At 67.2% G+C, this 23,835-nt stretch carries 16 protein-coding genes; 6 read left to right on the forward strand and 10 right to left on the reverse strand.

What is annotated here, in order from left to right; translation table 11 throughout:
• Nucleotides 1–128 precede the first annotated feature (128 nt).
• Both PSEMO_RS31805 and PSEMO_RS31810 read left to right on the forward strand, forming a co-directional pair.
• Nucleotides 129–5,537, forward strand: coding sequence for an NEL-type E3 ubiquitin ligase domain-containing protein (locus tag PSEMO_RS31805; RefSeq protein ID WP_075806822.1), 5,409 nt, complete (start codon nt 129–131; stop codon nt 5,535–5,537).
• Nucleotides 5,538–5,715: 178 nt separating this feature from the next.
• Nucleotides 5,716–11,232 (forward strand): NEL-type E3 ubiquitin ligase domain-containing protein, encoded by a 5,517-nt coding sequence (locus PSEMO_RS31810; protein WP_075806823.1) that lies wholly within the window; start codon nt 5,716–5,718, stop codon nt 11,230–11,232.
• An 18-nt stretch (nt 11,233–11,250) separates the two neighbouring features.
• Here PSEMO_RS31810 and PSEMO_RS31815 read toward each other — a convergent pair whose 3' ends face one another.
• Nucleotides 11,251–12,255, reverse strand: coding sequence for an ABC transporter substrate-binding protein (locus tag PSEMO_RS31815; RefSeq protein WP_075806824.1), 1,005 nt, complete (start codon nt 12,253–12,255; stop codon nt 11,251–11,253).
• 204 nt (nt 12,256–12,459) lie between these two features.
• On the opposite strand from PSEMO_RS31815, the gene PSEMO_RS31820 reads away from it, so the two are divergent.
• The 4 genes from PSEMO_RS31820 to PSEMO_RS31835 all read left to right on the forward strand — a co-directional run bounded on the left by PSEMO_RS31820 (nt 12,460) and on the right by PSEMO_RS31835 (nt 16,504).
• Entirely contained in the window at nt 12,460–13,323 is an 864-nt protein-coding gene (locus tag PSEMO_RS31820) for a hypothetical protein (RefSeq protein WP_075806825.1), read from the forward strand.
• 17 nt (nt 13,324–13,340) lie between these two features.
• Entirely contained in the window at nt 13,341–14,666 is a 1,326-nt protein-coding gene (locus PSEMO_RS31825) for an endonuclease/exonuclease/phosphatase family protein (RefSeq protein ID WP_075806826.1), read from the forward strand.
• 204 nt (nt 14,667–14,870) lie between these two features.
• Nucleotides 14,871–15,422: a hydrolase gene (locus tag PSEMO_RS31830; protein WP_075806827.1), complete on the forward strand. Its 552-nt coding sequence runs from the start codon at nt 14,871–14,873 to the stop codon at nt 15,420–15,422.
• Entirely contained in the window at nt 15,419–16,504 is a 1,086-nt protein-coding gene (locus tag PSEMO_RS31835) for a DUF1615 domain-containing protein (RefSeq protein ID WP_075806828.1), read from the forward strand. Before PSEMO_RS31830 ends, PSEMO_RS31835 begins: the two co-directional genes overlap by 4 nt.
• Nucleotides 16,505–16,640: 136 nt before the next feature.
• Here PSEMO_RS31835 and PSEMO_RS31840 read toward each other — a convergent pair whose 3' ends face one another.
• From PSEMO_RS31840 to pvdO, 9 genes are all read right to left on the reverse strand, one after another.
• Nucleotides 16,641–17,561: a metal ABC transporter solute-binding protein, Zn/Mn family gene (locus PSEMO_RS31840; protein WP_075806829.1), complete on the reverse strand. Its 921-nt coding sequence runs from the start codon at nt 17,559–17,561 to the stop codon at nt 16,641–16,643.
• Nucleotides 17,558–18,457, reverse strand: a complete 900-nt coding sequence (locus PSEMO_RS31845; protein WP_075806830.1) for a metal ABC transporter permease — start codon at nt 18,455–18,457, stop codon at nt 17,558–17,560. Before PSEMO_RS31845 ends, PSEMO_RS31840 begins: the two co-directional genes overlap by 4 nt.
• On the reverse strand, nt 18,457–19,206 hold the full coding sequence (locus tag PSEMO_RS31850) for a metal ABC transporter ATP-binding protein (protein WP_075806831.1): 750 nt from the start codon (nt 19,204–19,206) through the stop codon (nt 18,457–18,459). Before PSEMO_RS31850 ends, PSEMO_RS31845 begins: the two co-directional genes overlap by 1 nt.
• Complete coding sequence (locus PSEMO_RS31855) at nt 19,203–20,123, reverse strand: metal ABC transporter solute-binding protein, Zn/Mn family (protein WP_372239154.1); 921 nt, start codon at nt 20,121–20,123, stop codon at nt 19,203–19,205. The genes PSEMO_RS31850 and PSEMO_RS31855 overlap by 4 nt, the downstream gene beginning before the upstream one ends.
• Before the next feature lie 10 nt (nt 20,124–20,133).
• Complete coding sequence (locus tag PSEMO_RS31860) at nt 20,134–20,700, reverse strand: DUF6162 family protein (RefSeq protein WP_075806833.1); 567 nt, start codon at nt 20,698–20,700, stop codon at nt 20,134–20,136.
• Nucleotides 20,697–21,020, reverse strand: coding sequence for a hypothetical protein (locus PSEMO_RS31865; RefSeq protein WP_075806834.1), 324 nt, complete (start codon nt 21,018–21,020; stop codon nt 20,697–20,699). The genes PSEMO_RS31860 and PSEMO_RS31865 overlap by 4 nt, the downstream gene beginning before the upstream one ends.
• Nucleotides 21,017–21,562: a thiamine pyrophosphate-binding protein gene (locus PSEMO_RS31870; RefSeq protein ID WP_075806835.1), complete on the reverse strand. Its 546-nt coding sequence runs from the start codon at nt 21,560–21,562 to the stop codon at nt 21,017–21,019. The genes PSEMO_RS31865 and PSEMO_RS31870 overlap by 4 nt, the downstream gene beginning before the upstream one ends.
• Nucleotides 21,559–22,761, reverse strand: a complete 1,203-nt coding sequence (locus PSEMO_RS31875) for a PepSY-associated TM helix domain-containing protein (RefSeq protein ID WP_075806836.1) — start codon at nt 22,759–22,761, stop codon at nt 21,559–21,561. The genes PSEMO_RS31870 and PSEMO_RS31875 overlap by 4 nt, the downstream gene beginning before the upstream one ends.
• Before the next feature lie 213 nt (nt 22,762–22,974).
• Complete coding sequence (gene pvdO, locus PSEMO_RS31880; protein ID WP_075806837.1) at nt 22,975–23,835, reverse strand: dihydropyoverdine dehydrogenase; 861 nt, start codon at nt 23,833–23,835, stop codon at nt 22,975–22,977.

A 23,835-nucleotide genomic window follows, 5' to 3' on the forward strand; every position in this document is an offset into this window, starting at 1 on the left:
TGTCCGGCGTGGGCTCTGTGGCAGAGTCCACGTCGTTCGCACTTCCTCCGGGAACCCTGGCCCTTTTCAAAACCCGCGCCCCGGTCATTAGCCTGAACGCCCGATTTCAAGGACGAGAGGGCTTCACCATGGCCGATACAGCCACACCCGATATCCATTACCAGACCGTCAGCCGGCGCGTTCCGCAGCACCTGGTGGACAGCCCGGCGCAGTACCGCCTGGCCCTGCGCGCCAGCGTGCCGAAACCCATGCCCTGGCTGCACGGGCAACCCGAGGTGCTCGCCGCCCTGCAGGACGAACAGCAACGTCACCAGGCCCTGGCCGCTTCGGTAGACGGCTTCCTCGCCCAACTGCCCGACGCCCGGGCATTCGCCGAACCGCTGCTGCGCGACGCCTTGAACAGTACCTTCGGCCTCGACCTGGATGTGCGCCATACCTTTCTCTTCAATGCCGCGCGGGCGCGGGTCGACGAGGCGCGCCTGAGCGGCAGCGACCCGGTGGTCCGCGCCTTCCAGGTGGTGAAGGCGGCGACCCAGCCCCTGTTACTGGCGGCCCTGCAGAATTTCGAAGCCTTCGAGGCCGAACCGGACGGGATGCGCGACGACCGCCGGCCGTCGAGCATCTTCGCCAGCGACAGCGGCGAGGTGCTGGCGCCGAGCCGGGATATCGACCTGCTGCCGGAGCGCTTCGCCGGCCTGTGTCGCCGCCTGGACTTGGGCGAGCGCTACCAGCGCCTGATCGAGGCGGTGTTCCAGCCGCGGCCCGGGGAAGGGCAGACCGTGGAAAGCGCAACCCGCGAGCGCCGCGAGGTGTTCCGCCGGTTCGAGCAATCCAGCCTGCGCCTGACCCTGCACCTGGCCCGCCTGCGTTCGTGGATCGACCAGGCGCTGTACGAGGACCTGCTGGCCGCGGTCAAGGACGAAGCGCCGGCCAGCGCCCTGTTTCTCTGGGAAGTGCAGCTCAATGGCGTGGTCCTGTTCCGCCGTGGCGAGGCCTTGGTGGTCTATATGCCGGACGAGCCGCAGCAGCCGCTGCAGGTCTTCCAGTCCCTGGACGCTTTCCATGCCTCGTTGCGCGAGCGCCTGAAGGACAGCGCCTGGCGCGATTACTTCCTGCGTTTCGTCCCGGCCCGCGAGCGGACCCATCTGTTGCAACGCATCCACAGCCACCTGTACCCCAAGGTATGGAATGCCGGCGGCTGGTACGAGGAGCAGTTCGACGCCAGGGCGTCCCTCGGCCTGGGCAGCAAGGCCATGGACAGGCCGCTGTTCGACTTTCTCCTGCAGCGCAAGATCGCCGCGCTCAAGGACGACGGGCTGTTCCATGCGGTGCCCACGGCCGCCGAGGACCACAAGTCGCTGGAAGACAAGGTCAGCTACTTCCTGAGCGTCGGCCTGAACGTGCTCAATGTCGCGGCCTTCGTGGTCCCGGGCCTGGGGCTGGTGATGCTCGGGGTCAATGCCGCGCTGCTCGGCTACGAGGTCTACGAAGGCTTCGACAGCCTCGCCAAGGGCGAGCGCGAGGAGGCCTGGGGCTATTTCATGGATGTCGCGGAAAACCTTGCGGTCATGGCCGCCCTGGGTGCGGCGGGGGCCATCGCCCATCGCTTCGAGGGCAACCTGCCGCTGGCGGTACGCAGCATGCGCCCGGTCACCCTGGCTGACGGCAGCGTGCGCCTGTGGAAGCCCGACCTGCGGCCGTTTGCCTACGACGTCGAATTGCCGGCCGGCCTGCAGCCCGGCGACAACGGCCTGTACCCGTGGGAAGGGCGCCAGTGGTTGCAACTGGACGGGCGCTATTACTCGGTGCGCAGCCTGCTCGGCAGCGAAACGGGTTATGTGCTCGAGCACCCGACACGACCCGACGCCTGGCGGTTGCCGTTGCGGCATAACGGCAATGGCGGCTGGCTGCACGAGCTGGATGCCCCGCAGCACTGGCGCGGCGAAGAGCTGTTCCGCCGGGCCGGGGTGCTGGAGGCGGAGGTCACCGCGCAGATGGCGCAACGCGCCTTGCGTGTCAGCGGGGTCAGCGAAGCCGAGCTGCGCCGCAGCCTGATGGATAGCCGCAGTCCGCCTGCGCTGCTCAGTGACAGTCTGCTGCGCCTGGCCATGGCCGATGCCCTGGGCAAGTTCGGCCTGGGGGATATCGCCAGCCTGCCCGATACCCTGGACGGCGAATTGTTCGCCCATGCCTATCGCAGCCGCCTGCCTGAGCTGTCGCCTGCGGGCAAGGTGGTGCAGCAGCAGTTCGAACGCTTGCCGCCGCGGGTCATCGAGGAAATCATCGGTGCCGCGACCGCGCCGCAGATCCAGGAAATCGCCAGTACCGGCCGCCTGCCCTTGCCCGTTGCCGAGGAAGCGCGCCTGTACCAGCAACAGGTGCGCATGGCCCGGGCCTGCGAAGCGCTGTACATGGATATCGAGGCCAATCCCGATGGCGCCAGGCTGCTGTTGCATGCCTTGGCGCAACTGCCGGGCTGGCCCGCCGACCTGCGCATGAGTGTCCACGAAGACGCCCTCGAAGGCCGGTGCCTGGCCCGGATCGGCAGCGGTGAGGCCGCTGAAATCGCCGTGCCCTGGCGTCAGCAGGTCCCTCGCGATTTCTGCCGTACGCTGTTCGACGCCATCCCCCAGGCAACCCGTGAGCAGCTTGGCCTGACCGACGCCGCGACCCTGCGCGGCAAGTTGCAGGAACAACCGCTGCCGCCGCGCCAGCGCCTGCGCCAGTGGCTGGAGATGCAGGCGGTCAAGCCGGGCTTTCGCTCGCCATTGCGCCTGGCCGACGGGCGCATCGGTTATCCCCTCAGCGGGCGCGGCGAGCCGTTCTTCACCGAGGACGAATTGCTCGACAAGCTGCGCCTCCTGGAGCTGGACGATCTGTATCCCGAGGATGCCCTGCAAGCTCTTTATCGCGCCGGTCTGCAGCGCCCGGCCATCGCCGCGCGGCTGCACCAGGTGCTGGACGAGAGGCAGGCCCTGGGCGAATTCCTCGACCGCTGGGCCCTGGAGTCCGCCCAGCAGACGTTGGGCGAAGGGCGCCAGCGCAGCCGCGCGCGCATCGGCGAGGCGCTGTGGGCGCACTGGCGCGGCAACCTGCTGCCGGAGCTGGGGCGTCCGCCCGTGGCGCTGATCCTGCATCAGGTCCAGTTGGCGGATCTGCCGGCGCAACTGCCGTTGTTCATCCGCCAGCGGGTCTCGGCGCTGTTGCTCAGCGAAGTCATGCAGCAGGAGGGCAACAGCCACGAGCGGCTCATCGGCGAGCGGACCCTGCAAGGCCTGGCCCGGCAGTTCCCGGCGCTGACCACCCTGGACATCCGCGGCGGGATCTGGGGCCCGAGCATGGTCCAGAACGTCGCGCGGGTCTGGCCGAACCTGGTGTCCTTGGGCTTGCGCGAGCTCATGGCGAACCCGGGCTACACCGACCTGCGCACGCTGTCGCGCCTGCCGCGCCTGCGCTGGCTGGAACTGCGCGGCAGCCGTTTGCTCGACATGTCGTTGCCGGTCATGGACGGGGTCAACCTGGAATACCTGGGCATGGACTGGATGGACCTGCGCGAATGGCCGCGCTGGCTGGACAGCGCCACCCTGTCGCGGATCGGCAATCTGTCGATGGCCGGCAACCAGCTCACTGAAGTCCCTGCCGCCATCCTCGATGAGGTGGGTTCAGCGTCCGGGCGCCTGACCCGCATCGTGCTGCGCGACAACCCCTTCTGTTGCCAGGCGCTGCTCGACCTGCGGGTGGCCGAGTATTTCCGCAGTCGCTTCGCCTTCGATCTGGGTTTGCCGCGCGCGCTGATGGCCGAACTGAACCAGCGCATCAGCGAGCGCGCTCAATTGCAGATGGCGCTGCAGACCTGGAGCGATAATCCCGCGCCGAGCACGGTAGCGGGCTATCGCTCGCGGATCGCCCGGTTGCTGATCGGCTACTGGCGGGAAAACCTGTATTCGCCGAGTGCGGCGCTGCTCTATCTGGAGGATGTGGTCCTCGCCGACTTTCCCGACAACCTGCCGGCGTTCCTCGTGGAGCGTGTACGGCGCATCGAGCTGACCCGCTTCGATGCGCGGGGCGGCAGCCTTGAAGCGTTCCTCCGGCCGTTCGCCAACCTTACCGAAGTGTCGCTGGTGAGCGGACAGCCCGCCCTGGCCGCCGTTCCCGAATTCCTGGTGAACCTGCCGGGGCTGAGCGAGCTGGCCCTGGTGCGCATGGGCATGACCATCGACCAGGCGGCGATGGATGCCTTCTCCCGCATGCCTCGCCTGACCTCGTTGCAGCTCGATGGCAACCGCCTGGGTGATATCCATGATGTGTCGATGTTCCAGGCGCGGTTTTTCGACTACCTCGGCCTGGCCAACATGGGCATAGCCGTCTGGCCGGCGTGGCTCAACGGGTTGCTGCCGCGCCATATCGAACTGCTCGGCCTGGACGACAACCAGCTCACCGAACTGCCGATCCAGCTGACCGAGAACCGCTACGTCGCCGACGGCTCGGTGGACATCTCCCTGCGCAACAACCCGCTGAGCCGGCAGACCCTGATCGACGCCTACACCTCGCAGCATGCCAACCGGCCTTACTCCCTGACCATGGACGTGCCCGAGGATATCGCCGCCATGGATGCGCGGATTCACTCCTCGGATTCCGAGGTGTCCGACCTGCCATCGGACGAGACCAACCTGTCGGACGACGACCCGGCGCTGGCCTGGCTTACCGGCGATGCTGAAATCGACGCGCCCAACCAACTGACCTGGATCAGCCTCGCCACCCAGGCCGATGCCGAGGCCCTGCTGCGCCTGGTCACACGCTTGCGGCGCAGTGCCGACTACCGCGCGCCGAACACCCGGGGCGAACTGATCACCCGGGTCTGGACGGTACTGGCGGCGGCCGAGCAGGATGCCGAGTTGCGCCTGACCCTCAACGGCATGGCCGAAGAACCGCTGCAGCAGCTGCACAACCAGGACACCTGCTCCGATGGCATTCGCCTGGAGTTCAACCAGATGGAACTGCTGGTGCATACCCGCCAGGCCTTGCGCGATATCCCCGCGACCAACCGCGGCCCGGCGCTGTTCCGCCTGATGCGCGGGATCTACCGGGCGCAGACCCTTGACCGCATCGCCCGCGAGCGCGCCCACGGCCGCGATGAAGCGGAGGTGCGCCTGGCCTACCGGCTGCGCTGGGGCGAGCACCTGGACCTGCCATTGCCGCCGCGGGCCATGCTCTATCGCAGCGAGGCGGATATCGCCCCGGGTGAACTGGAGCAGGCCCTGAACCAGTTGCTCCAGGAAGAGCGCGGGCCGGGCCTCACGGCCTTCGCTGCCGACTGCGACTTCTGGGTGGCCTACTTGAGGGAGGTGTTCGCCGATCGCTTCCGGCTGCTCAAGGACCAGTACGAACAGGCGGTGCTGGAGGTCACCGACCTGTATCCGGATGACGAGCCCGGGCAGATCGCGACAAGGATTCGCGCGTTGGAGGACAGGTTCAAGCGTGATGAACGGGCGTTGCTGGAACGGCTGACCCTGGAGCAGGCGATGCTTGGCAACTGAGGTGCCCTTGCGGGCCTCATCGCTGGCAAGCCAGCTCCCACAGTGTCCGCGTCGACCACAGATCTTGTGGACCGCCGTACTGCAGCGATGAGGCCCGACAGGTGTTATCTATATGCCCCGAACCCCACCCCCATGCTGGCTAGGCTGGAGCGCCCAATCAGCAAGGAAGGTGGTTCATATGTCCCCATCGGAACACTCCCGGCAACAGCAAGCCTACGCCGTCATCGAGCAGCAGACCCCGCCGTGGCTGCTGTCGGCCGAGGCGCGCCAGGTCGGGCGCACGCAAGGCCTGGCGGCCATCCCCTGGTACACCCGCGCGCTCGCCGATATGCCCGACGTGGTCGCCCGCCTGCAGGACGATTACCGCGAGCACAGCGCCCTGGCCACACAGGTCGGGCAGTGGCTGGGCAGCCTCGACGACCCCGAGGCCTTCGCCGAGCCCTTGCTCAGGTCCGCCCTGCACGGCGCCTTCGGCCTCGACCTGGATGTGCGCAATACCTGGCTGTTCCACCCCCGGCGCATGCAGCACGACGATTCCTTCATCACCGCGTCGCGCGACTGGGCAGTGGAGAATTTCAAGGCCTATCGCCTGGCCTGTCGGCCGCTGCTCAGCGTTGCCCTGCAGAATTTCGAAGCCTGGGAGTGCGAACCCGGCGGCATGGACCTGCCGGTGACCAAGGCGCGGATCTTCAGCGTCACTCCCGGCCAGGCGCTGTGGGAAGGCCAGACCCTGGACATCGCCCCGCAACGCTTCGCCCAGGTGTGCCGTGAACTGGACCTGGGCAGCCTGTTCCAGACCCATATCGCCCAGGCCTTCGATCCGCGCCTGCCCGGCGCAGACGACCCCGCCGCCCGGGTCCGGCGCCAGGAAGCCTTCAAGCGTCATGAACAGTCCGGCCTGCTGCTGCACCTGCATCTGGCGCGGATGCGCGACCGTCTCGACCCGGCGCTGTATCGCGCGGCGGTGCGGGTCCTGCACAACCGCGAAGCGAGCATCGACGGCGTGGCGGTGACTTGCTCCTGCCTGAGCCTGTGGCAGGTCGAACTCAATGGCATCCTGCTGTTCGGCGCGGACCGCAGCCGCCGCGATGGGCCGGACCGGATCATCGTGCATATCCCCGACGACCCCGTCGAGCCGCTGCGCCAGTACGAGTCCTTTCTCGACTTCGCCAGTCACCTGCGTGATCGCCTGCTGCAGCCGGATTACCAGCAGTTCTTCCAGCGCTTCATCCCGCTGCGGCATCGCGCCTCGGTCCTGGAAAAACTGCGCCAGGCCTTCCACCCCAAGGTCTGGAACCCGGGTGGCTGGTACGAGGAAAGCCTGGATCCCCAGGCCTGGCTGCCGTTTCGTGAAACCACCCTCGACGGCCTGCTGATGCCGACCCTGCTGCGCCGCCGTATCGCTGCGCTCAAGGCCGACGGCTTGTACCTGGTGGTGCCGACGGCGGTGGAGAACCACAAGAGCCTCGAGGACAAACTGCGCTACTTCGCCGACGCCGGGCTGACCGCCCTGAACGCCCTGGCCTTCGCGGTGCCGGTGGTGGGCGCGGCGATGATGCTGTTCAGCACGGTGCAACTGGTCCATGAGGTCTACGAAGGCATCGGTGAATGGAGCCGCGACGAGCGCGAGCAGGCCTGGGCCTACCTGTTCGATGTGCTGGAGAACGTCGCGCTGGTCGCCGCCCTGGCCGGCAGCGGTGCGCCCCGGCCCGGCACCGCCGCCCGCGAGTTGCCGGTGTTGCCCGAGGGCCTGCATCCGGTGCGCCTGGCCGACGGCGGGACGCGCCTGTGGAACCGTGACCTCAAACCGTTCGCCCACGACATCATCCTGCCCGCTGACCTGCTTCCCAACGCCCGCGGGCTGTACGAGTATCAGGGCAAACAGTGGCTGGCCCTCGGTGGCCAGCATTATTCGGTGTTGTTTCGCCAGGACGGCACCTCGTTCATCGAGCATCCGTCGCGTGTCGATGCCTGTCAGCCGGCGCTGTTCCAGCATCCTGGTGGCGGCTGGCTGCACGAGGTGGACCAGCCGCAGCAATGGTCGGGGCTGGCGCTGTTCGAGCGCCTTGGGCCGGCAGCACGGAGGCTGGACGCCACCCGGGCCGGGGAGTCGCTGCTGATCAGTGGCTGCCACGAGTCCGAGCTGCGCCGCGCGCTGATGGACGGCCAGCCGGCACCGGCGCTGCTGACCGAAACGCTGGAGCGGCAGAGGATCCATCGTGAGGTGGAGGAGAGCGGTGAGGCGCAGGAACGGAACACATTCTCGCGCCTGTTCGACAGGCGCTATCAGGCCTCCTTCGCTCCGGCCAACCCGGCGCAGAGCGTGATCCTGCGCGACTTCGGTGGCCTGCCGCGACGGCTGGTGGACGAGTTGCTGGCGCATGCCAGCCACGCAGAGCTGACCCTGATCGAAGCGCAGCAACGGGTGCCGCCGCGCCTGGCCGACGAGGCCCGTTTCCATCTGCAGAACGTGCGCCTGGCACGGGCCTATGAAGGGCTGTTTCTGCCCGTGCTGGAGAACAATGACTGCACCCGCCTGGTCCTGCACAGCCTGGCTGGCCTGCCGGGCTGGCCCGAGGAGTTCCGCCTGGAGATCCGCGCCCTGCGCGACAACGGGCCGTTGCTCGACGGGATCGGACCGTCGCCTGCGGTGCACCGGCGGGTGCTGGTGAAGACCGCCGAGGGCTACCGGACCGCCGAAGAGCCGGAAGTGGCAGCCGCGGACCTGTTCGCCGTGGTCCTGCGCACCCTGACCTCGGTGCAGCGCCAAGCCTTGGGACTAACTGCCTCCGACACCGCGTCGGCCTTGCGCGCCAGGGTCTTGCAGCGTCCCTTGCAACGCCCGGCGTTGCGTAAGGTCCTGCAGATGCAGCCGATCCGCCCGGGCATGCGCTCGCCCATGCGCCTGGCCAACGGCCGCCCTGGCTATCCCCTGAGCGGGCATCCGCAACTGCCCGCGGTGGTCAGCGAAAACACCCTGCTGGACCGTATTCGCCTGCTGGAACTGCCGGATATCTTCGCCCATGACCTGTTGCAGCAACTGCGCGGCATCGGCCTGGACGACGCGGTGATTGATGCGCGCCTGGTCGCCCTGCTCGAAGAGCGCGAGCAGATGCGCCAGTTGCTGCCGGCGGGGGAGGCGCCGCACCAGGCCGGCGACAGCGAGCCGGCCCTGAGCGACCGCCAGTTGATCGAACTGGCGCTGTGGCAGCATTGGCGGGACAACCTGCTGCCGGAGATCGGCCGCAGCAACGTGCCGCTGCGTCTGTTCGCGGTCTCGCTGGAATCCTTTCCCGAGCAGTTGCCGGCGTTCTTTCGCGATCGGGTACAGGCGCTGGAGCTGTCCCGCGTAGCAGTGCCGCCGGCGATCATGACCCCGGGCGCGGATGGCGTGCTGCGTTTCGAAGACCGCCTGCAACAGTTGCTGCGCGGCTTTCCCCGGGTCACCCGGCTGGAGATCGACGGCGGCGAAGGGCGCTCGCTGTACGACCTGCCGCGCACCATCGTCGGCGCCTATCCGCGCCTGAGCGAATTGCGCCTGCTCAACCTGCACCTGCCCCTCGGTCAGGAACTGCTGGACGAACTCTGCCGCCTCGGCGAGTTGCGCCACCTGGATCTCAGCGGTAACCGCCCGAGCCACCTGCCGGTGCACCTGAGCAACGGGCCGCAGCTGGAATTCCTTGGCCTCGATCGCCTCGGCCTGGAAGACTGGCCGGAATGGCTGGACAGAGACCTGCTCGACGGTATCGAACGGATTTCCCTGCGCGACAACCGCCTGACCGGCCTGCCGCCGCACCTGCGCGACAATCCGCCGCAAGCCGCGCGCTCCACCTGGATCTCCCTGCGCGGCAACCTGTTTTCCCTGCAGACCTTGATCGCTATCCGCAGCAGTGCCTGGAGCGGCCGGCGGTTTCACTTCGACCTGCATTACCCGCAGAGCGTGGAAAACATCGTCGCCAACCGCATGTTCGAGCGCGAGCAACTGTCCACCGCCATCGAGCGCTGGCTGGATATCTCGCGGCGCGACGCCACGCTGGAGGGCACGCGGATCATCGCCCGGCGTTCGTTTGGCGACGCCTTGCTGGCCGACTGGTCGGCCCAGGCCGAGGGCTCGGTACTGCGCTCGCTGGCGCTGGAGGATGTGCGCCTGGATGACTTTCCCGATCCGTTGCCGGCGTTCTACCTGGAGCGGATCAATCGCCTGGAACTGGTGCGCCCACTGGGTGGCGCGCAGCCACTCGACGCACTGTTGCGGCGTTTCCCCAATCTCCAGCACCTGGTGATTGGCGGCGTCGCGCTGGATGGGTTGCCCGAGGCCCTCGGCGATCTGGCGCAGTTGCATCATCTGGCACTGACCGACGCAGGCCTGCAGGTCGACCAGGCGCTGCTCGACCGCCTGGCCCGGCTGCCCGGATTGACTTCACTGGAGTTGAGCGGCAACCGCCTGGGCGAGGTCAGCGATGTATCCGGGTTCGCCCGCCTGTCGTTCAGCCTGCTGGCCCTCGAACGCATGGACATCAGCCGCTGGCCGGCCTGGCTCGACAGCCTGCTGCCGGAGCGCGTGCAGTGGCTGAACCTGAACAATAACCGCCTGGGCAGCTTGCCGGCCTACCTGCTGGAAAACCGTGAGACCGCCAGCGGCAGCACCGAGATTTCCCTGGAAGGCAATCCGCTGAGCGAGGAAACCATGCACTCGGCCCACCTCTCCGAAGGCCTGACCCGGCCCTACACCTTCCGCATGGACCTGCCCGAGCATATCCGCCGGCTGGACGGCAGTTGGCGCGGTTCGAGCTCGGGCGGTGGCAGTTCCGGCGGCACCTCGCAAATGGACCTGATCAGCGTGGATGTCTGGCTGGACCGCGCCGACGCCAACAGCGACGTCCGTCGCCAGCTGTGGCGGCAACTGGAAACCGGCGACGATGCCGAAGACCTGTTGCACCTGGTGGGCCGTTTGCGTCACACCGCCGAGTACCGCAACACCACGACCCGCCCCGACCTGATCGAGCGGGTCTGGCAGGTGCTGACCATCTGCGCTCAGGACACCGAACTGCGCCTGACCCTCAACGGCATGGCCGAGGAGCCGCTGCGCCAGTTGCGCGAATACGATACCTGTCCGGACGGTATCCGCCTGGAGTTCAACCAGATGGAAATTCTGGTCTACACCGCCCTGGCCCTGCGCTCGGTCAGTGCCGCCCAGCGCGGGCCGGCGCTGTACCGGTTGATGCGGCGCCTGTACCGCCTGCACGAACTGGACGGCATTGCCCGCAGCGAGGCCGGCAGCCGCGACGAGGCGGAAGTGCGCCTGGCCTATCGCCTCAACCTGGCCAACCAGCTCGACCTGCCGCTGGCTCCGGAGCAGATGCTCTACTCCGGCTCCGCCAACCTGCATCCCGGTGAGCTGGAGCGGGTGGCGGCGCGGGTGCGCCAGGGCGAGAGCGGCCAGGGCCTGCTGGACTACGCGGCGCAGCGGGATTTCTGGCTGGGCTATCTGCAGGAGGTGTATGCCGCGCGCTTCACTGCCATTCGCGAGGACTTCGAGGACCACGTGCTAACGCTCGACGACCTGTATCCCGACGATACCCCGGTGCAGACCAGCGCGCGCATCCAGCAACTGATCGACCAGCGCAAGCTGGACGAGGCGGCGCTGGTCGGCGAGCTGACCCACCGTGAAGGGCTGGAGGCCGGGCCGGTGTAGCGCCGGCCGCGGGCCGGTTCAGTGGCTGGCGAGCCAGGCTTCGACCTTGCTGCGTTGTTCCTCCGGCAGCCACTGCCGCCAGATCTGCGGGTTGTCCTTGAGGAAGGCCCGGGCCGCCACGGCCGGGTCCTGGCGCTCCTCGCTCATGCGCGCGAGCACGGCGTTGAGGGTGTCGATGGGCAGGTCGACCTTGCTGAACAGGGCTACCAGGTCCGGGTATTGCTCATGGAAGGTCTTCGATACGCCGATGGACAGTTTGGCCGGCAACGAACGACTGCCTATCGGCGCCTTGTTGCCGGCATCGGTGAGGGTCGCCCAGGCCGCTGGGTCGAACGCCGGTTCCTCAAGGCGCACCAGCTTGAAACGGCCCATCAGCGGGGTCGGTGACCAGTAGTAGAACAGCACCGGCTTGCCGCGGCGGATCGACGAGGTGACCTCCGCATCCAGCGCCGCGCCGGAGCCACTGCGGAAATTGCTGTACAGGCCGTCCAGGCCATAGGCCTTGAGTTTCTGGCTGTTGACCGTTTCCGAGGTCCAGCCGGCCGGGCTGTTGAGGAAGCGCCCCTTGCCCGGCGCCTCCGGGTCGGCGAAGACCTTGGCGTAGCGTTGCAGGTCGGTGACCGAGCGCAGGTCCGGCGCCAGGGGCTCGATGCCCCTGGTCGGGTCGCCCTTGATCACGAACTCCGGCACGTACCAGCCTTCGTCGGCGTGCTTCACCGTGTCGCCCAGGGCGAACACCTGGCCGGCCTGTTCGGCCTTGACCCAGGCCGGGCTGCGGCCGGCCCATTCTTCGCCGATCACCTGGATATCGTTGCGCGCCAGGGCCACCTCCATGCTCACCGTACTGCCGGGCAGGGTATCGGTGGGGTAGCCGTAGCCGTGCTCGACGATCAGGCGCAGCACCTCGGTGGTGAAGCTGCCGCTTTCCCAGGTGATCTCGCCGAAATGGATCGGCGCGCGTGGTGCGGCCAGGGCGCCAAGGGAGAGCAGGGCGGAGCAGAACAGCAGGGCCAGGCGTTTCATGGGCGGGTGCTCGTCTCGAAGGTGGGCTGAGTGTAGACAGCGCCACGCCCGCGACGACTCAGTCGGAATGCCGGGGCCGGCAGCGGGCGTTTGTCGGCGTGGCGCGGAGCCTTTTCCCGTGGGCCGGCGGGCGTGCTGCCGACTGACCGGGGCGGGGGCAGCTGCTGCAATGGCGGCTCCTTCATCCACCCAAGGATTCACCCCATGCACAAGCTCTGGGCCAGCGTCAGCCCCCACGGGATTCTCGACAACACCTGTGCCACCTCGGCGGTCACCGACGGCTCGTGCCGGATGGTCAGCCACCAGGGCACCCTGTACTGCGTCTATATCGACGGGCCGGGCAATCCCGGGCCGATCAAGTGCATCACCCGCACGTCCATCGCGGACTGGGGCGAGCCGAAGACCATCGGCGAGGTGCACAGCAAGTTCCCTCCCTCGATCTTCGTGTTCAACGAGCGCCTTCATCTGCTGATCGCCGGGGTATTCGGCAAAACCCTGCTGATGACCCTGAACCCGGCCAGCGGGCAATTCGAGCTGGACCACTGGACCGACATGAACATCTCCGAGACCGCGTCGGCGGCGGTGCTTTCCGGGCGCCTGCACCTGTTCTACCAGACACCGGACGGCAGCAACCTGCTGCACCGCTCGACCACCGACCTGAAAGTGTGGACCAAGCCCGTCTACGTGAAGAGCGACGGCAAGAACACCGCGCGCAGCTGGATCAGCCCGTTGGCGATTACCTATCAGGGGTTGATCCATCTGGTCTACAAGGAGGTCGACGGCGACTTCCGTTTGATCCGCTTCGACGGCGATAGCCACTGGACCCGGGGCAGCCGCCTGCTTGCGGACAACTTCCACCATTCGCCGGCAGGAGTAGTGCACAACGGCCTGCTCAAGCTGCTGTTCAGTGACAAGGTCGGCTACCCCACCTATGACATCCACCAGTACGCCTACGACGGCAACGTCCTCGGCCCGGCGACCATCAGCACCGAACTGGGCGCGGCGAAAAGCGTCGGCGCGGCGGTGCTCGACGGGGTCCTGCATGTGCTCTATCGCGGCCAGCCCTGAGTGCGGAGGTGTGTTCCATGCCGGTTGATAATTCGATCCGCAGTTATATCGACAGCCATCTGATCGTCGGCCTTGCCGACGACCTGTTCTTCAACGAGCTCGAAGTCATCCTTGGCGACATCTTCGAGCTGCTGCCCACGGCGCCAGGCAATGCCCGGGACAGCGCGTCCTACCTGGCCTACGTGATTTCCCGGCAGTACATGCGCAGCGGCAATCATGGCCAGCAGAGCCGTTTTGCCCAGCGCATGGGCGAGCTGTTACGGCGCCTGTACCACGAGCCGGCCTTTATCGCGCCGCTGGGCCGGGCCCCGGCGCGGGACGGTTTCGCCCTGTTGCTGGTGCTGTACCGGGTGCACTACGTGCTGACCATGAACGGCCTGCTGGCGGAGGGCGCGCCGTTGCGGCTGGATGCCGGCGAGCCGTTGCGCGTGCTGCAGATCATCGTCGGTTCGGTCTATGGCCCGTGGCACGCGCATATCCGCCTGCAGGGCGGGCTGCGCGACTACTACCACTGCCGGATCCGCGAGCATGCCGGTTCGCCGCAGATGGAGATCGGCCGCTTCCGCGGAGCGCTGGCGGGGCTGGAATTGCGCCTGGCCACCTGGAACATGCAGGGCACCTCGGCCACGTCCGAGAGCAAATGGCGCACGCGCCTGCTGCAACTGGCCCGGGTCAACGACCTGGTCGCGGTGCAGGAGGCCGGCACGCCTCCGGCCTCGGCGCAACTGGTGACGCGCCTGGATGTGCCGGACCAGTTCGGCACCGTGCAGGTGGTGGAGCAGTACCTGTGGCAGGCCGGCACCCTGGCGCGGCCGGAGGCGTACCAGGTGTATTTCCTCGATGTACAGCGTTTGCGGGTCAACCTCGCGCTGGTGCTGCGTGCCGACGTGCGTGTGGATGTCCGCGAGGTGCTGGTCATCGCTGATGGCGTGGTCGAATCCGGCAGCCTGCCGGTGGCCCGCCCGGCCCTGGGCGTGCGCTTGCGCCGGCGCGCGGCGGGGGCGACGGCCGGCGAGGAGGTCACGGTGTACAACTTCCATGCCCTGTCCGGCGGTGGATCGAATGCCCCGCGGATGTTGCGCGAAGTCAGCTGGCACACCGACACGCCCTATGTACTGCTGGGAGACTTCAATCGCGACCCGGCGCAAGGCAACTGGATCTCGCCGCAGGACCTGGCGCGGATCGAGCCGGCCGGCGACAACACCCACCCGAGCACCGGGGCGTTGACCATGCTTGATTACGCGGTGGTCAACGGCAGTACCGAGCCGATCACGCCCGGGGTGGTGGATGTGCCCGGGCCTTCGGATCATTTGCCGGTGAGTTATGTGATTCGCTTCAGTTAAGAGTCTCTGTGTTGCTACCGGCCTCATCGCTGGCAAGCCAGCTCCCACAGGGTTCTGCAGCGCCGCTGACCCTGTGGGAGCTGGCTTGCCAGCGATGAGGCCAGTAGCAACCACATCAAGCCCCGAGCAATCCGCCTGCGGTTGCCATAACCCACCCGCCGTCGCATAGTCGAACCCATTTCCCCCTGCAAGGAACCCCGTACCATGCTGATCGACGCTTCCCGGGCCACGCTGCTGGTCATCGATGTCCAGGAGAAACTCATCGGCGCGGTCAGCGACCCCGCCGGGACCCTGGCGCGGACCCGCTGGCTGCTCGCGGCCACGGCCGCGCTGGACCTGCCGACGGTGATCTCCGAGCAGTACCCGAAAGGCCTCGGCCCGACCGTGGCCAGCCTGCTGGAGGCCGCACCGGCTGCGCAGGTGGTGGAAAAACTGCATTTCTCCTGTGTCGCCGGCGAGTGCCTGCCGGCCGCGCTGCTGGCCCGCGAGCAGGTGATCGTCTGCGGCATGGAAACCCATGTCTGCGTGCTGCAGACGGTGATCGAGCTGCTGGACAGCGGCAAGCAGGTGTTCGTCGTCGCCGATGCCTGCGACAGCCGCAGCGCCGCCAGCAAGGCCGCCGGCCTTGAGCGCATGCGTGGCGCCGGGGCGCAGATCGTTACTCGCGAAATGGTCCTGTTCGAGCTGATGCGCAGCTCCAGCCACGAGCAATTCCGTGTGATCAGCAAGACCTTCCTGGTCGGGGAGCAACCCTGAAAGCCCCGGTTCGCTGGCTGCCGTTCGCCTTCCTGGCGCTGCTGGCCGGTTGCGTCGGCACGCGCACCAGCCAGGAGCCCAGGCTGTCGGACGCACAGGTTCGCGACAAGGTCGCCGCGCTCCTGCCGGCCAATGTCAGTGACCGCCAGGGCTGGGCGCGGGATATCCAGGTCGCCCTGACCAGCCAGAAGCTCGATCCCAGCCAGTCGAATATCTGTGCCGTTCTGGCCGTGACCGAACAGGAGTCCACCTTCAGCGCCGATCCGCAGGTGCCCAACCTCGGCCGTATCGCCCGCGAGGAAATCGATCGTCGTGCGGCCAAGGCATTCGTTCCGAAGGCATTGGTCAATGCCGCGCTGGATACCCGTTCGCCCAACGGCAAGACCTGGAACCAGCGCCTTGCCGCCGTGCGGAGCGAGCGTGAACTGAGCGGTTTGTACGACGAACTGACCGGCTCGCTGCCACTGGGTCGGACCCTGCTTGGCGGTTTCAACCCGGTGCGTACCGGCGGGCCGATGCAGGTCAGCATCGATTTCGCCGAGCGGCAGGCCCGTGGCTATCCCTACCGCCACGACGGCAGCGTGCGCCAGGAAGTCTTCACCCGGCGCGGCGGCATGTATTTCGGCACTGCCCATTTGCTCGGCTACCCAGCCAATTACCCGCGACCGCTGTACCGCTTCGCCGACTTCAACGCGGGCTGGTATGCGAGCCGCAATGCGGCGTTCCAGGCGGCGCTGAGCCGGGTGACCGGGGTAAAGCTGGCGCTCGATGGTGACCTGATCGCCCACGGCGCGCTGCTGCCGGGCAGTACCGAGAAGGCCGCGCGCACGCTGGGCGAGCGCTTCGGCATGCGCAATCCGACGATTCGCCAGCAACTGGAGAAGGGCGATAGCCAGGACTTCGAGGAAACCCGTCTGTACCAGCAGGTGTTCGCTCTGGCGGACAAGGCTGCCGGCAAGCGCGTGGCCCGGGAAGTGCTGCCGGGGATCCGGCTGGAAAGCCCGAAGATCACCCGGCAACTGACCACGGCGTGGTTTGCGGGGCGGGTGGATGAGCGGTATCAGCGCTGCATGAAACGTTAGCGTTGCGGCCATGCCCTTGTAGGAGCGTGGCTTGCCCGCGAAGGACCGCGCAGCGGTCCCAAATTCTCACTGACCACACCCGTTTGGGACCGCTGCGCGGTCCTTCGCGGGCAAGCCACGCTCCTACCTGATTGCGTTAGGCTCCCGGGGTAGCCAAAGCCCCCACCACCTGCTCTACCCCGGCCTTCAACCCGGCCACGCTGTCGGCGCTATCGGTCTCCACCACCACCAGCTTCGCCCCCGACGCCGCGATCACCTCCACCACGGCCTGCACCGGCTGCTTGTGATGCAGCACCAGCGCCACATCCTGCCCCTTCAGTTCCTCACCCAGCTGCTTGAGCTGCTCCGGCGTCCACTGCTCATCTGCCACCTGGGGATGATCGATCAGGTCCAGGTTCAGGCCGCCCACCAGATACCCCAGCCGATCCGACAGGTTGACCACGCTCAGGTTGTCCGCCTCGGCCAGCTTCGCCTCGCTGCTGGCGCTGAGGTCGAGCAACTGGCGCTTGAGCCCGGCCAGGTTGGCCTGGATCTTCTCGTGGTCGGCCGGCGACAGGCGCCCGAGGTCATTGGCCAGCACGTCGGCCATGCGCCCCATATTGGTCGGGCTCAGCCAGGGATAAGCGGCAAGGACGTTGTCGCCCTGCACCGCGATACCCGGCAGGGCGCCGTCCACCGGGCGCGCCGCATCGATCTCGACGATACGGATATTGCTGCGACGGGCTACCGGGTACAGCGGATCGTCGCTCCAGATCGAGCGCAGGCCGATCACCGCATCGGCCTTGCCTGCGGCTTTGTGCAGGCTGGCGCCGCCACGGCCGCTGAAGTACGACGGCTGGCGCGTGGCCGGGATGTTCTCCGGTGCGGCGCGCACCAGCTTCACCGAGGTGCCGTCCAGCAGCAGGGCGCCAAGGCCGTAGGTCACCGGCAGCGAGGCGAGCACGGTGACGCCGGCCTGCTGTTGCGCGGCAGGTTTCGCCGGGCTCTGCGCCTGGACGGCGAGGGGCAGGCCAGCCAGCAGCAGGGCCAGGCTCAGGTGCTTGAGGGTAGGAGTCATGCCGGGTTTCCTTGCAGGCGTGGAACCAGGCCGCGGGCCAGCGCGGCGAGGGCGAAGAAGCTGCCGGCGACCAGGATGATCGCTGCGCCCGAAGGCACCGGCAGGTCGAAGACGATGGGCAACAGGATGCCGATCAGCGTACTGAACGTGGCGATCAGCACCGAGGTGAAGAAGAAGCCCTTGAGCGACTGGCTGACCAGCCGCGCCGCCGCCGCCGGGATCACCAGCAGGGCACCGACCAGGATCGCGCCAATCACCTTCACTGCGGCCACCGTGACCAGGGTCACCAGGACCACGAACAGGTAGTCCAGGCGCTTCACCGCCACCCCGCGCACCGCCGCAAGCTGCGGGTTGAAGCTGGCCAGCATGATGCGGTTGTACAGCGGCAGGGCCAGGGCCAGGACCAGGCTGCCGACGATGCCCAGGACCACCAGGTCATGCCCGCTGACCGTCAGCACCGAGCCGAACAGGACGTTCTCGAGGATGTGCACGTTGATCTTGCCCGCCAGCATCAGCAGCAGGCTCGCGCCCAGGGCCAGGGACACCGAGAGGAACACGCCGATCAGGGTGTCCGGCGACAGGCCGGTGCGGTTGCGCAGGTAGTTGAGCAGGATGCCGAACAGCAGGCAGTAGCCGAACAGGCTGCCATAGGGCCCGGTGTAGGGTTCGCCGAGGAGGATGCCGATGGCCACGCCGGTCAGCGCCGCGTGGCCCACGGCTTCGGAGAAGAAGGCGAAGCGCTTGACCACCACCAGGGTGCCGAGGCCGCCCAGCACCGGGCCGATCATCAGCCCGGCGAGCAGGGCATTGACCACGAAGCCGTAGGCCAGGGCCTCGGGCAGATAGCCGGAACTGGCCCAGCCCTGGATCAGCAGGCGGAATTCTTCGTAGTTCATCAGACGCTGCCCTCGCTGCGCGGGTGGATGGAGAACAGGCCGAGCAGGCGCTCTGGCGTGAGGGCTTCCTTGGGCGGCGCATCGAACAGCACCCGACGGCTCAGGCCGGTCACGCGGTCGGCGAGGCGGGTCACGGCTTGCAGGTCGTGCTCGATCCACAACACCGTGGTTCCGGCCTGGCGCCATTCGCCGAGCAGGCGCTCGAACACCTGGATCCCGGCTTCGTCCAACGCTGACATGGGTTCGTCGAGCACCAGCAGTTGCGGCGCCGGAATCAGGCCCTGGGCCAGCAGCACGCGCTGGCGCTCGCCACCGGACAGGGCGCCCATGCGCCGCTTGCGCTTGTCTTGCATGCCGACCCGGGCCAGCGCGGCGTCGATGGCCGGCGCAACCCGTTTCGACAGGCCGAGGAAGGCCGGCGTGCGCTGGCACATGGCGGCCATGAAATCGTCCACGGTCATCGGCAGGCCGCGGTCGAATTCCAGGGCTTGCGGGACGTAGCCGATGACCTGGGCGTCGTCCGGCCAGGTCAGGGTCAGGCGGCCCTGGTGCGGCATCTGGCCGAGCAGGGTCTTGATCAGCGAGCTCTTGCCGCCGCCATTCGGGCCGACGATGGCATGCACGCTGCCGGCCGCGACCTGGAAACGCACCTGGTCGAGGATGTGCGTGCGGCCGAGGGTCAGGTCGATGCCGTCGAACGCGATGGACGGCCCGCACGGCGCGGCGACGACGGGTTCGGCCACGGTCATGCCTGGTTCTCCTTGATCGCCCGGACCACGGTGTCGAGGTTGCGCTCCATCTCCACCTCGTATTTCTCCTTGGTGTACTCGCCGTAGGAGATATGGGTCAGCGGGTACAGCTTGACCCCGGCTTCACGCTGGATGGTCTCGACATAGGCGGACGGGAAATCCATCTCGGAGAAGATCACCTTGACGTCCAGGGCATGCAACTGGTCGATGGTCTTCTTCAGTTGCGCCGGGCTCGGCTCGATACCGTGGGCCGGTTCCACCACGGCGGTGACTTCCAGGCCGAACTCGCGCACCAGGTAGTCGTAGGCGGCATGGATGGTCGCCACGCGGAACGACGGGTTCGGCGCCTCGGTCAGCTGAGCCAGGGCGTCGGCGCGCAGCTTGCGCAGGCGCTTGGCGTAGTCGCGGGCGTTCTGGCTGTAGAACTTCGCGTTGTCCGGGTCCAGCTTGCCCAGCTCGCGGGCGATGTTGTTGACCTGGGCGATGCTGGCGCTGATCGACAGGAAGGTGTGCGGGTTGACTACCTTGCCGGCACCCCGGGCGGCGATGCCGGTGGCAGCCAGCAGCGGCACGTTGGCATTGGATTCGATGGTGGCGATGCCGGGCTTTTCGCTGGCGGCGATCATGCGGTCGGCGAAGTCGTCGTGGCCGACCCCGTTGAGCACGATCACATCGAGGCTGCCGATGCGCTTGATGTCATCGGCCCGTGGCTCGTAGGCGTGGGGGTTGAAGCCGGCCGGAATCAGCGGCACCACCTCGGCGCGGTCGCCGACGATATTGCTGACGTAGCTGTAGTACGGATGCAGGGTGATGCCGATCCGCAGCGGCTTGCCATTTTCGGCGAGGGCCAGGGCGGGCAGGGCCAGGGCGACGAACAGGCTGAGGACTCGGAGAACAACGGAACGGAGCATGGGCATTCCTTGCGGGTCAGTGCTGATGCTGGCGGGTGACACCGGCGTCGTAGTGGGTGGCGATCTGTTTCCAGCCGGCGCCCTGCAGGGTGCTGGCGCTCAGGTCGGCGGGCAGACTGGGTGCGGCCTCGCGGCTGAGCCAGACATCGGCTGCGCCGTCATGGGCCTCGGGCACCAGCAGGACGAAGCTGCCGGCGGTGTCCGGCTTCGGGCTCAGGCCGACATAGGCGGCGTTGACCTGGCGCCACTGGTGCGCACCGCGGGTGACGCTGCTGGCATCGGCGACGAAGGGGGCGAAGCCTTCCTCGGCCAGCAGTTCGACACTGACCAGGCCGGGCTCTTCCGCGCGGCGTGCCTGGATCTCGTCGAAGGCCACCCGCAGGTCGGTATAGATGCCCTGTTCGGCGGCATTCAGGTCGAGCCGCGCATCCAGTTGGTGGGCCTCGACCCGGGTCTGCTCCTCGCGCTCGCCGCGCAGGCCGACCACCGTGGCGGCCAGCACCAGGATCAGCAGCGCGACCAGCGCCACGTACAGGGTTTCATGCCCGGCGCCGGCCGGGCGCACCACCTGGACCCGGCTCATGGCTCACCGATGTCGGCGTAGTCGATTTCCACCACGTGCCCGGGACCTGCGTCGAACAGTACATAGAACTCGCCGGTCGGGCGCTTGAAGGTCAGGGTCGAGTCTTCGCCGAGCTTGCCCGGGACCAGCACCGTCTCGTCGTAGCCGATCACATCGAGGGTCACCCCCGGTGCGCCGCTGCCGTCGGAAAAGCCGCCGGTGCATTTGATCTGCTCGCCGGCGACCGGCTCGCATTGGCACATCGGGTTGTGCGCCAGGGCGGGGCCGGCGCAGGCCAGCAGCAACAAGGGCAGGGCGAGCCTGCCGGCGTTGAGAATCATGGTTTGCCTCCTTGTTTGTTGAGCCAGGCGAGGGTGGCGGGGGATGCCTTGGCCAGGGGGACCGAGGCCTGGTGCATGCTGCCGTCCCAGCCTTCGAGGGTGATCCACAGTTCGGCGTCGGCGCGGGTGCGCTCCGGCACCGGCAGGCTGGTGCTCATGCGGTGCGGGTTGCCGAAGAAGATGGTGCCGGCGGCGCGCAGGCTGCGGGGTTTGCCGATACGCAAGTAGCTGGCCTTGACCTCGCTGCCGCAGGTGCTGCACAGGGAGGCGTTGAAGGCCTTGAAGTAGCCGGCCGGGCCGTCGGGGCGCGGGGCTTCGTCACGCAGTTCGGCGAGGCTGATGCTCCACGGGCCGACCGCGATGTTCTCGATCGGGTTGGCGCCCAGGCCGCTGTCGCCGCGGAACAGCTTCACGTCGGCGAAGTACTTGGGCATGAAGCCCAGGGGCACGAGCAGCAGCAGGATGTTCAGGTGGAAACGCCATTTCAGCCACCACTGTTTCACGGGGCCTGGCGTGGCGATGGCGTGGCTGGCCTGGCTCATGGTTGTACCTCCGTAGTGGTTTGCGCAGCGGCCTTGCGGGCGCGCGGTTGCTTGTCCGCGCGCTTGAGGGCGGCGGCGGTGGCCTGGGCGGTGCGCTTGGTCCAGATCAGCAGGCCGCTGAGCACCATCATCGACAGCAGCAGGCCGAAGAAGGCCCAGATCAGCTTGATCGCCAGGCCGCCGAAGTCACCGGTGTGCAATGGGCGCATGGACTCGGTGACGAACTCCAGGGCCGAGCGGTCGCCGACCAGGAACGAGGCATCGACGTTGCGCGTATAGGGGTTGACGTTGGCGGTCTGGAACATCAGCGGGTACCAGCCGCGCCCGCCCAGGTAAATGTGCCCGTAGGCGTTGGAAGGCAACTGGGCGAAGCTCACGTCCAGGCCGGGGATCTGGCTGGTGGCGATGCGTGTGGCTTCGTCCAGGTCGATGCGCGGCACTGGCGCCCTGCTGTCCGAGAGCGGCACGTCCTCGCGGGCAATCACCGGGGTGATTGGCTCGGTGGAGATAGTGATGTGGTTGTCGGCGAGGATCGCCTGGATCAGGAACCAGGTACCGGTGATGGAGATCACCGCGATGAACCAGATCGACCAGATGCCACTCAGGCGATGGAAATCGCCCCAGAAGATCCGTGCGCCGTGGTTGAAACGCAGGGTCGGTTTGAAAAAGCCCTTCCAGAAACGCTTGTAGACCACCAGCCCGGTGACCAGCGAAGCGAGCATCGGCAGGCCCAGCAGCGACACCAGGTACCAGCCCCAGCTGTAGCCATTGGTGAAGGGCACCAGCCACCAGCCATGCAGGGCACGGGTGAAGCCCTCGAAGTTGAAGTCCGGGCTCTTGCCCTGGATCGCCCCGGTGTAGGGGTTCACGTACAGGGTGGGTGCCGTGCCGTCGGGGAAGGTCACCGCGGCGTTGAGGGCGAAGTGCGAGCCGTCCGGCTGGCTGATGAAGCGCACCGCCATGTCCGGCTCGGCCTTCTGCAGGGCGTCGAGGACCTGCTGGAAGCTCAGGCGCTCGGCATCGTCATTCGGCTTGCTGGCGCGTACATCCGGGTTGGCCAGCCAGACGATTTCCTGGCTGACCACGGCCAGGGTGCCGGTGACACAGACGATCAGCACGAAGAACCAGATCGGCAGGGCAAGCCAGCTGTGAACCAGGAACCACAACCTGGATTTGGACTTTTTCGATTGTTGGGCCATTGCATCAGTCTTTTTTGTAAAAAGTGAGGTCGAGCTGATGCTCAACCGAGGGGCTGCATTAGTAAGGACGGATGAGAATCGGAAACCCGTCAGGGAAAATGTAAGTAAATAATTCAAAGACGGATTTCCGGGCAGCTCCCGGGGGACTGATGTGCTGACTGCAAGCCTCCTGATCGGATGGGCTACGCGGGCCCTGTGGGAGCGGTGGAAACCTTAGAGTTCGCGGATCACCCGGAACCCGATCCAGTCCCCGCGCGTGGTGATGTACACATTGTTGCGATTGCCCGAGCGCGAGAAGATCGGCGCCTCGCCCCAGTCGTTGCCACGGATCTGCACCAGCTTGCAGCCAGGCTCCTTCCACGCGCTGCCGTCGCTCGGCGCGCCGACATAGCTGTCGTGGTAGCAGTCGGCAACCAGCTCGTAGACATTGCCGTGCATGTCGTACATGCCGAAAGCATTGGGCGGGTAGCTGCCCACCGGCGAGGTGTAACTGTAGCCGTCCTTGGGCCCGTAGACGTTGGCATGCCGGCTGATCTCGTATTCCGCATCCGGATCCAGCGGGAACGGGAAGGGCCCGGTGCTACCGCCGCGGGCGGCGTATTCGCGCTCGGCTTCGCTGACCATGCGGTAGTGCTTGCCGGTCTTCTTCGACAGCCAGGCCACATAGGCCTCGATATCGTGGTAGTCCATGCACACCGCCGGCTGCCGCGGCCCCTGCTTGTAGCGCGGTTTGCTGGCCTTGCACTCGCGGCCCGGGCGGGTGTCGCCATCGGCGATCTTTACCCCGGACTCACGGATATAGGCATCCCATTCCCCGGCCGTGACCTGGAAACGGCTGATGGCGAACGGCTTGGCGAAGGTCACCTCATGCAGCGGGCCTTCATCCGGCTGGCGCCCCAGTTCCTCCTCCGGGGTGCCCATGGTGAAAGTGCCGGCAGGCAGCACGACCATTTCCGGGCAACTGGTCTTGCAGTCACGGAACACCGTGCCGGGTTTGTCGCCCGCCGCCAGGGCGGGCAGGCTGGCGGCGCCGAGCAGGGCGGCGAGGGTCAGGCGGGTAAGGTTGAACGTCAT

The organism is Pseudomonas putida, assembly GCF_001941965.1.
Lineage (GTDB): Bacteria > Pseudomonadota > Gammaproteobacteria > Pseudomonadales > Pseudomonadaceae > Aquipseudomonas > Aquipseudomonas putida_L.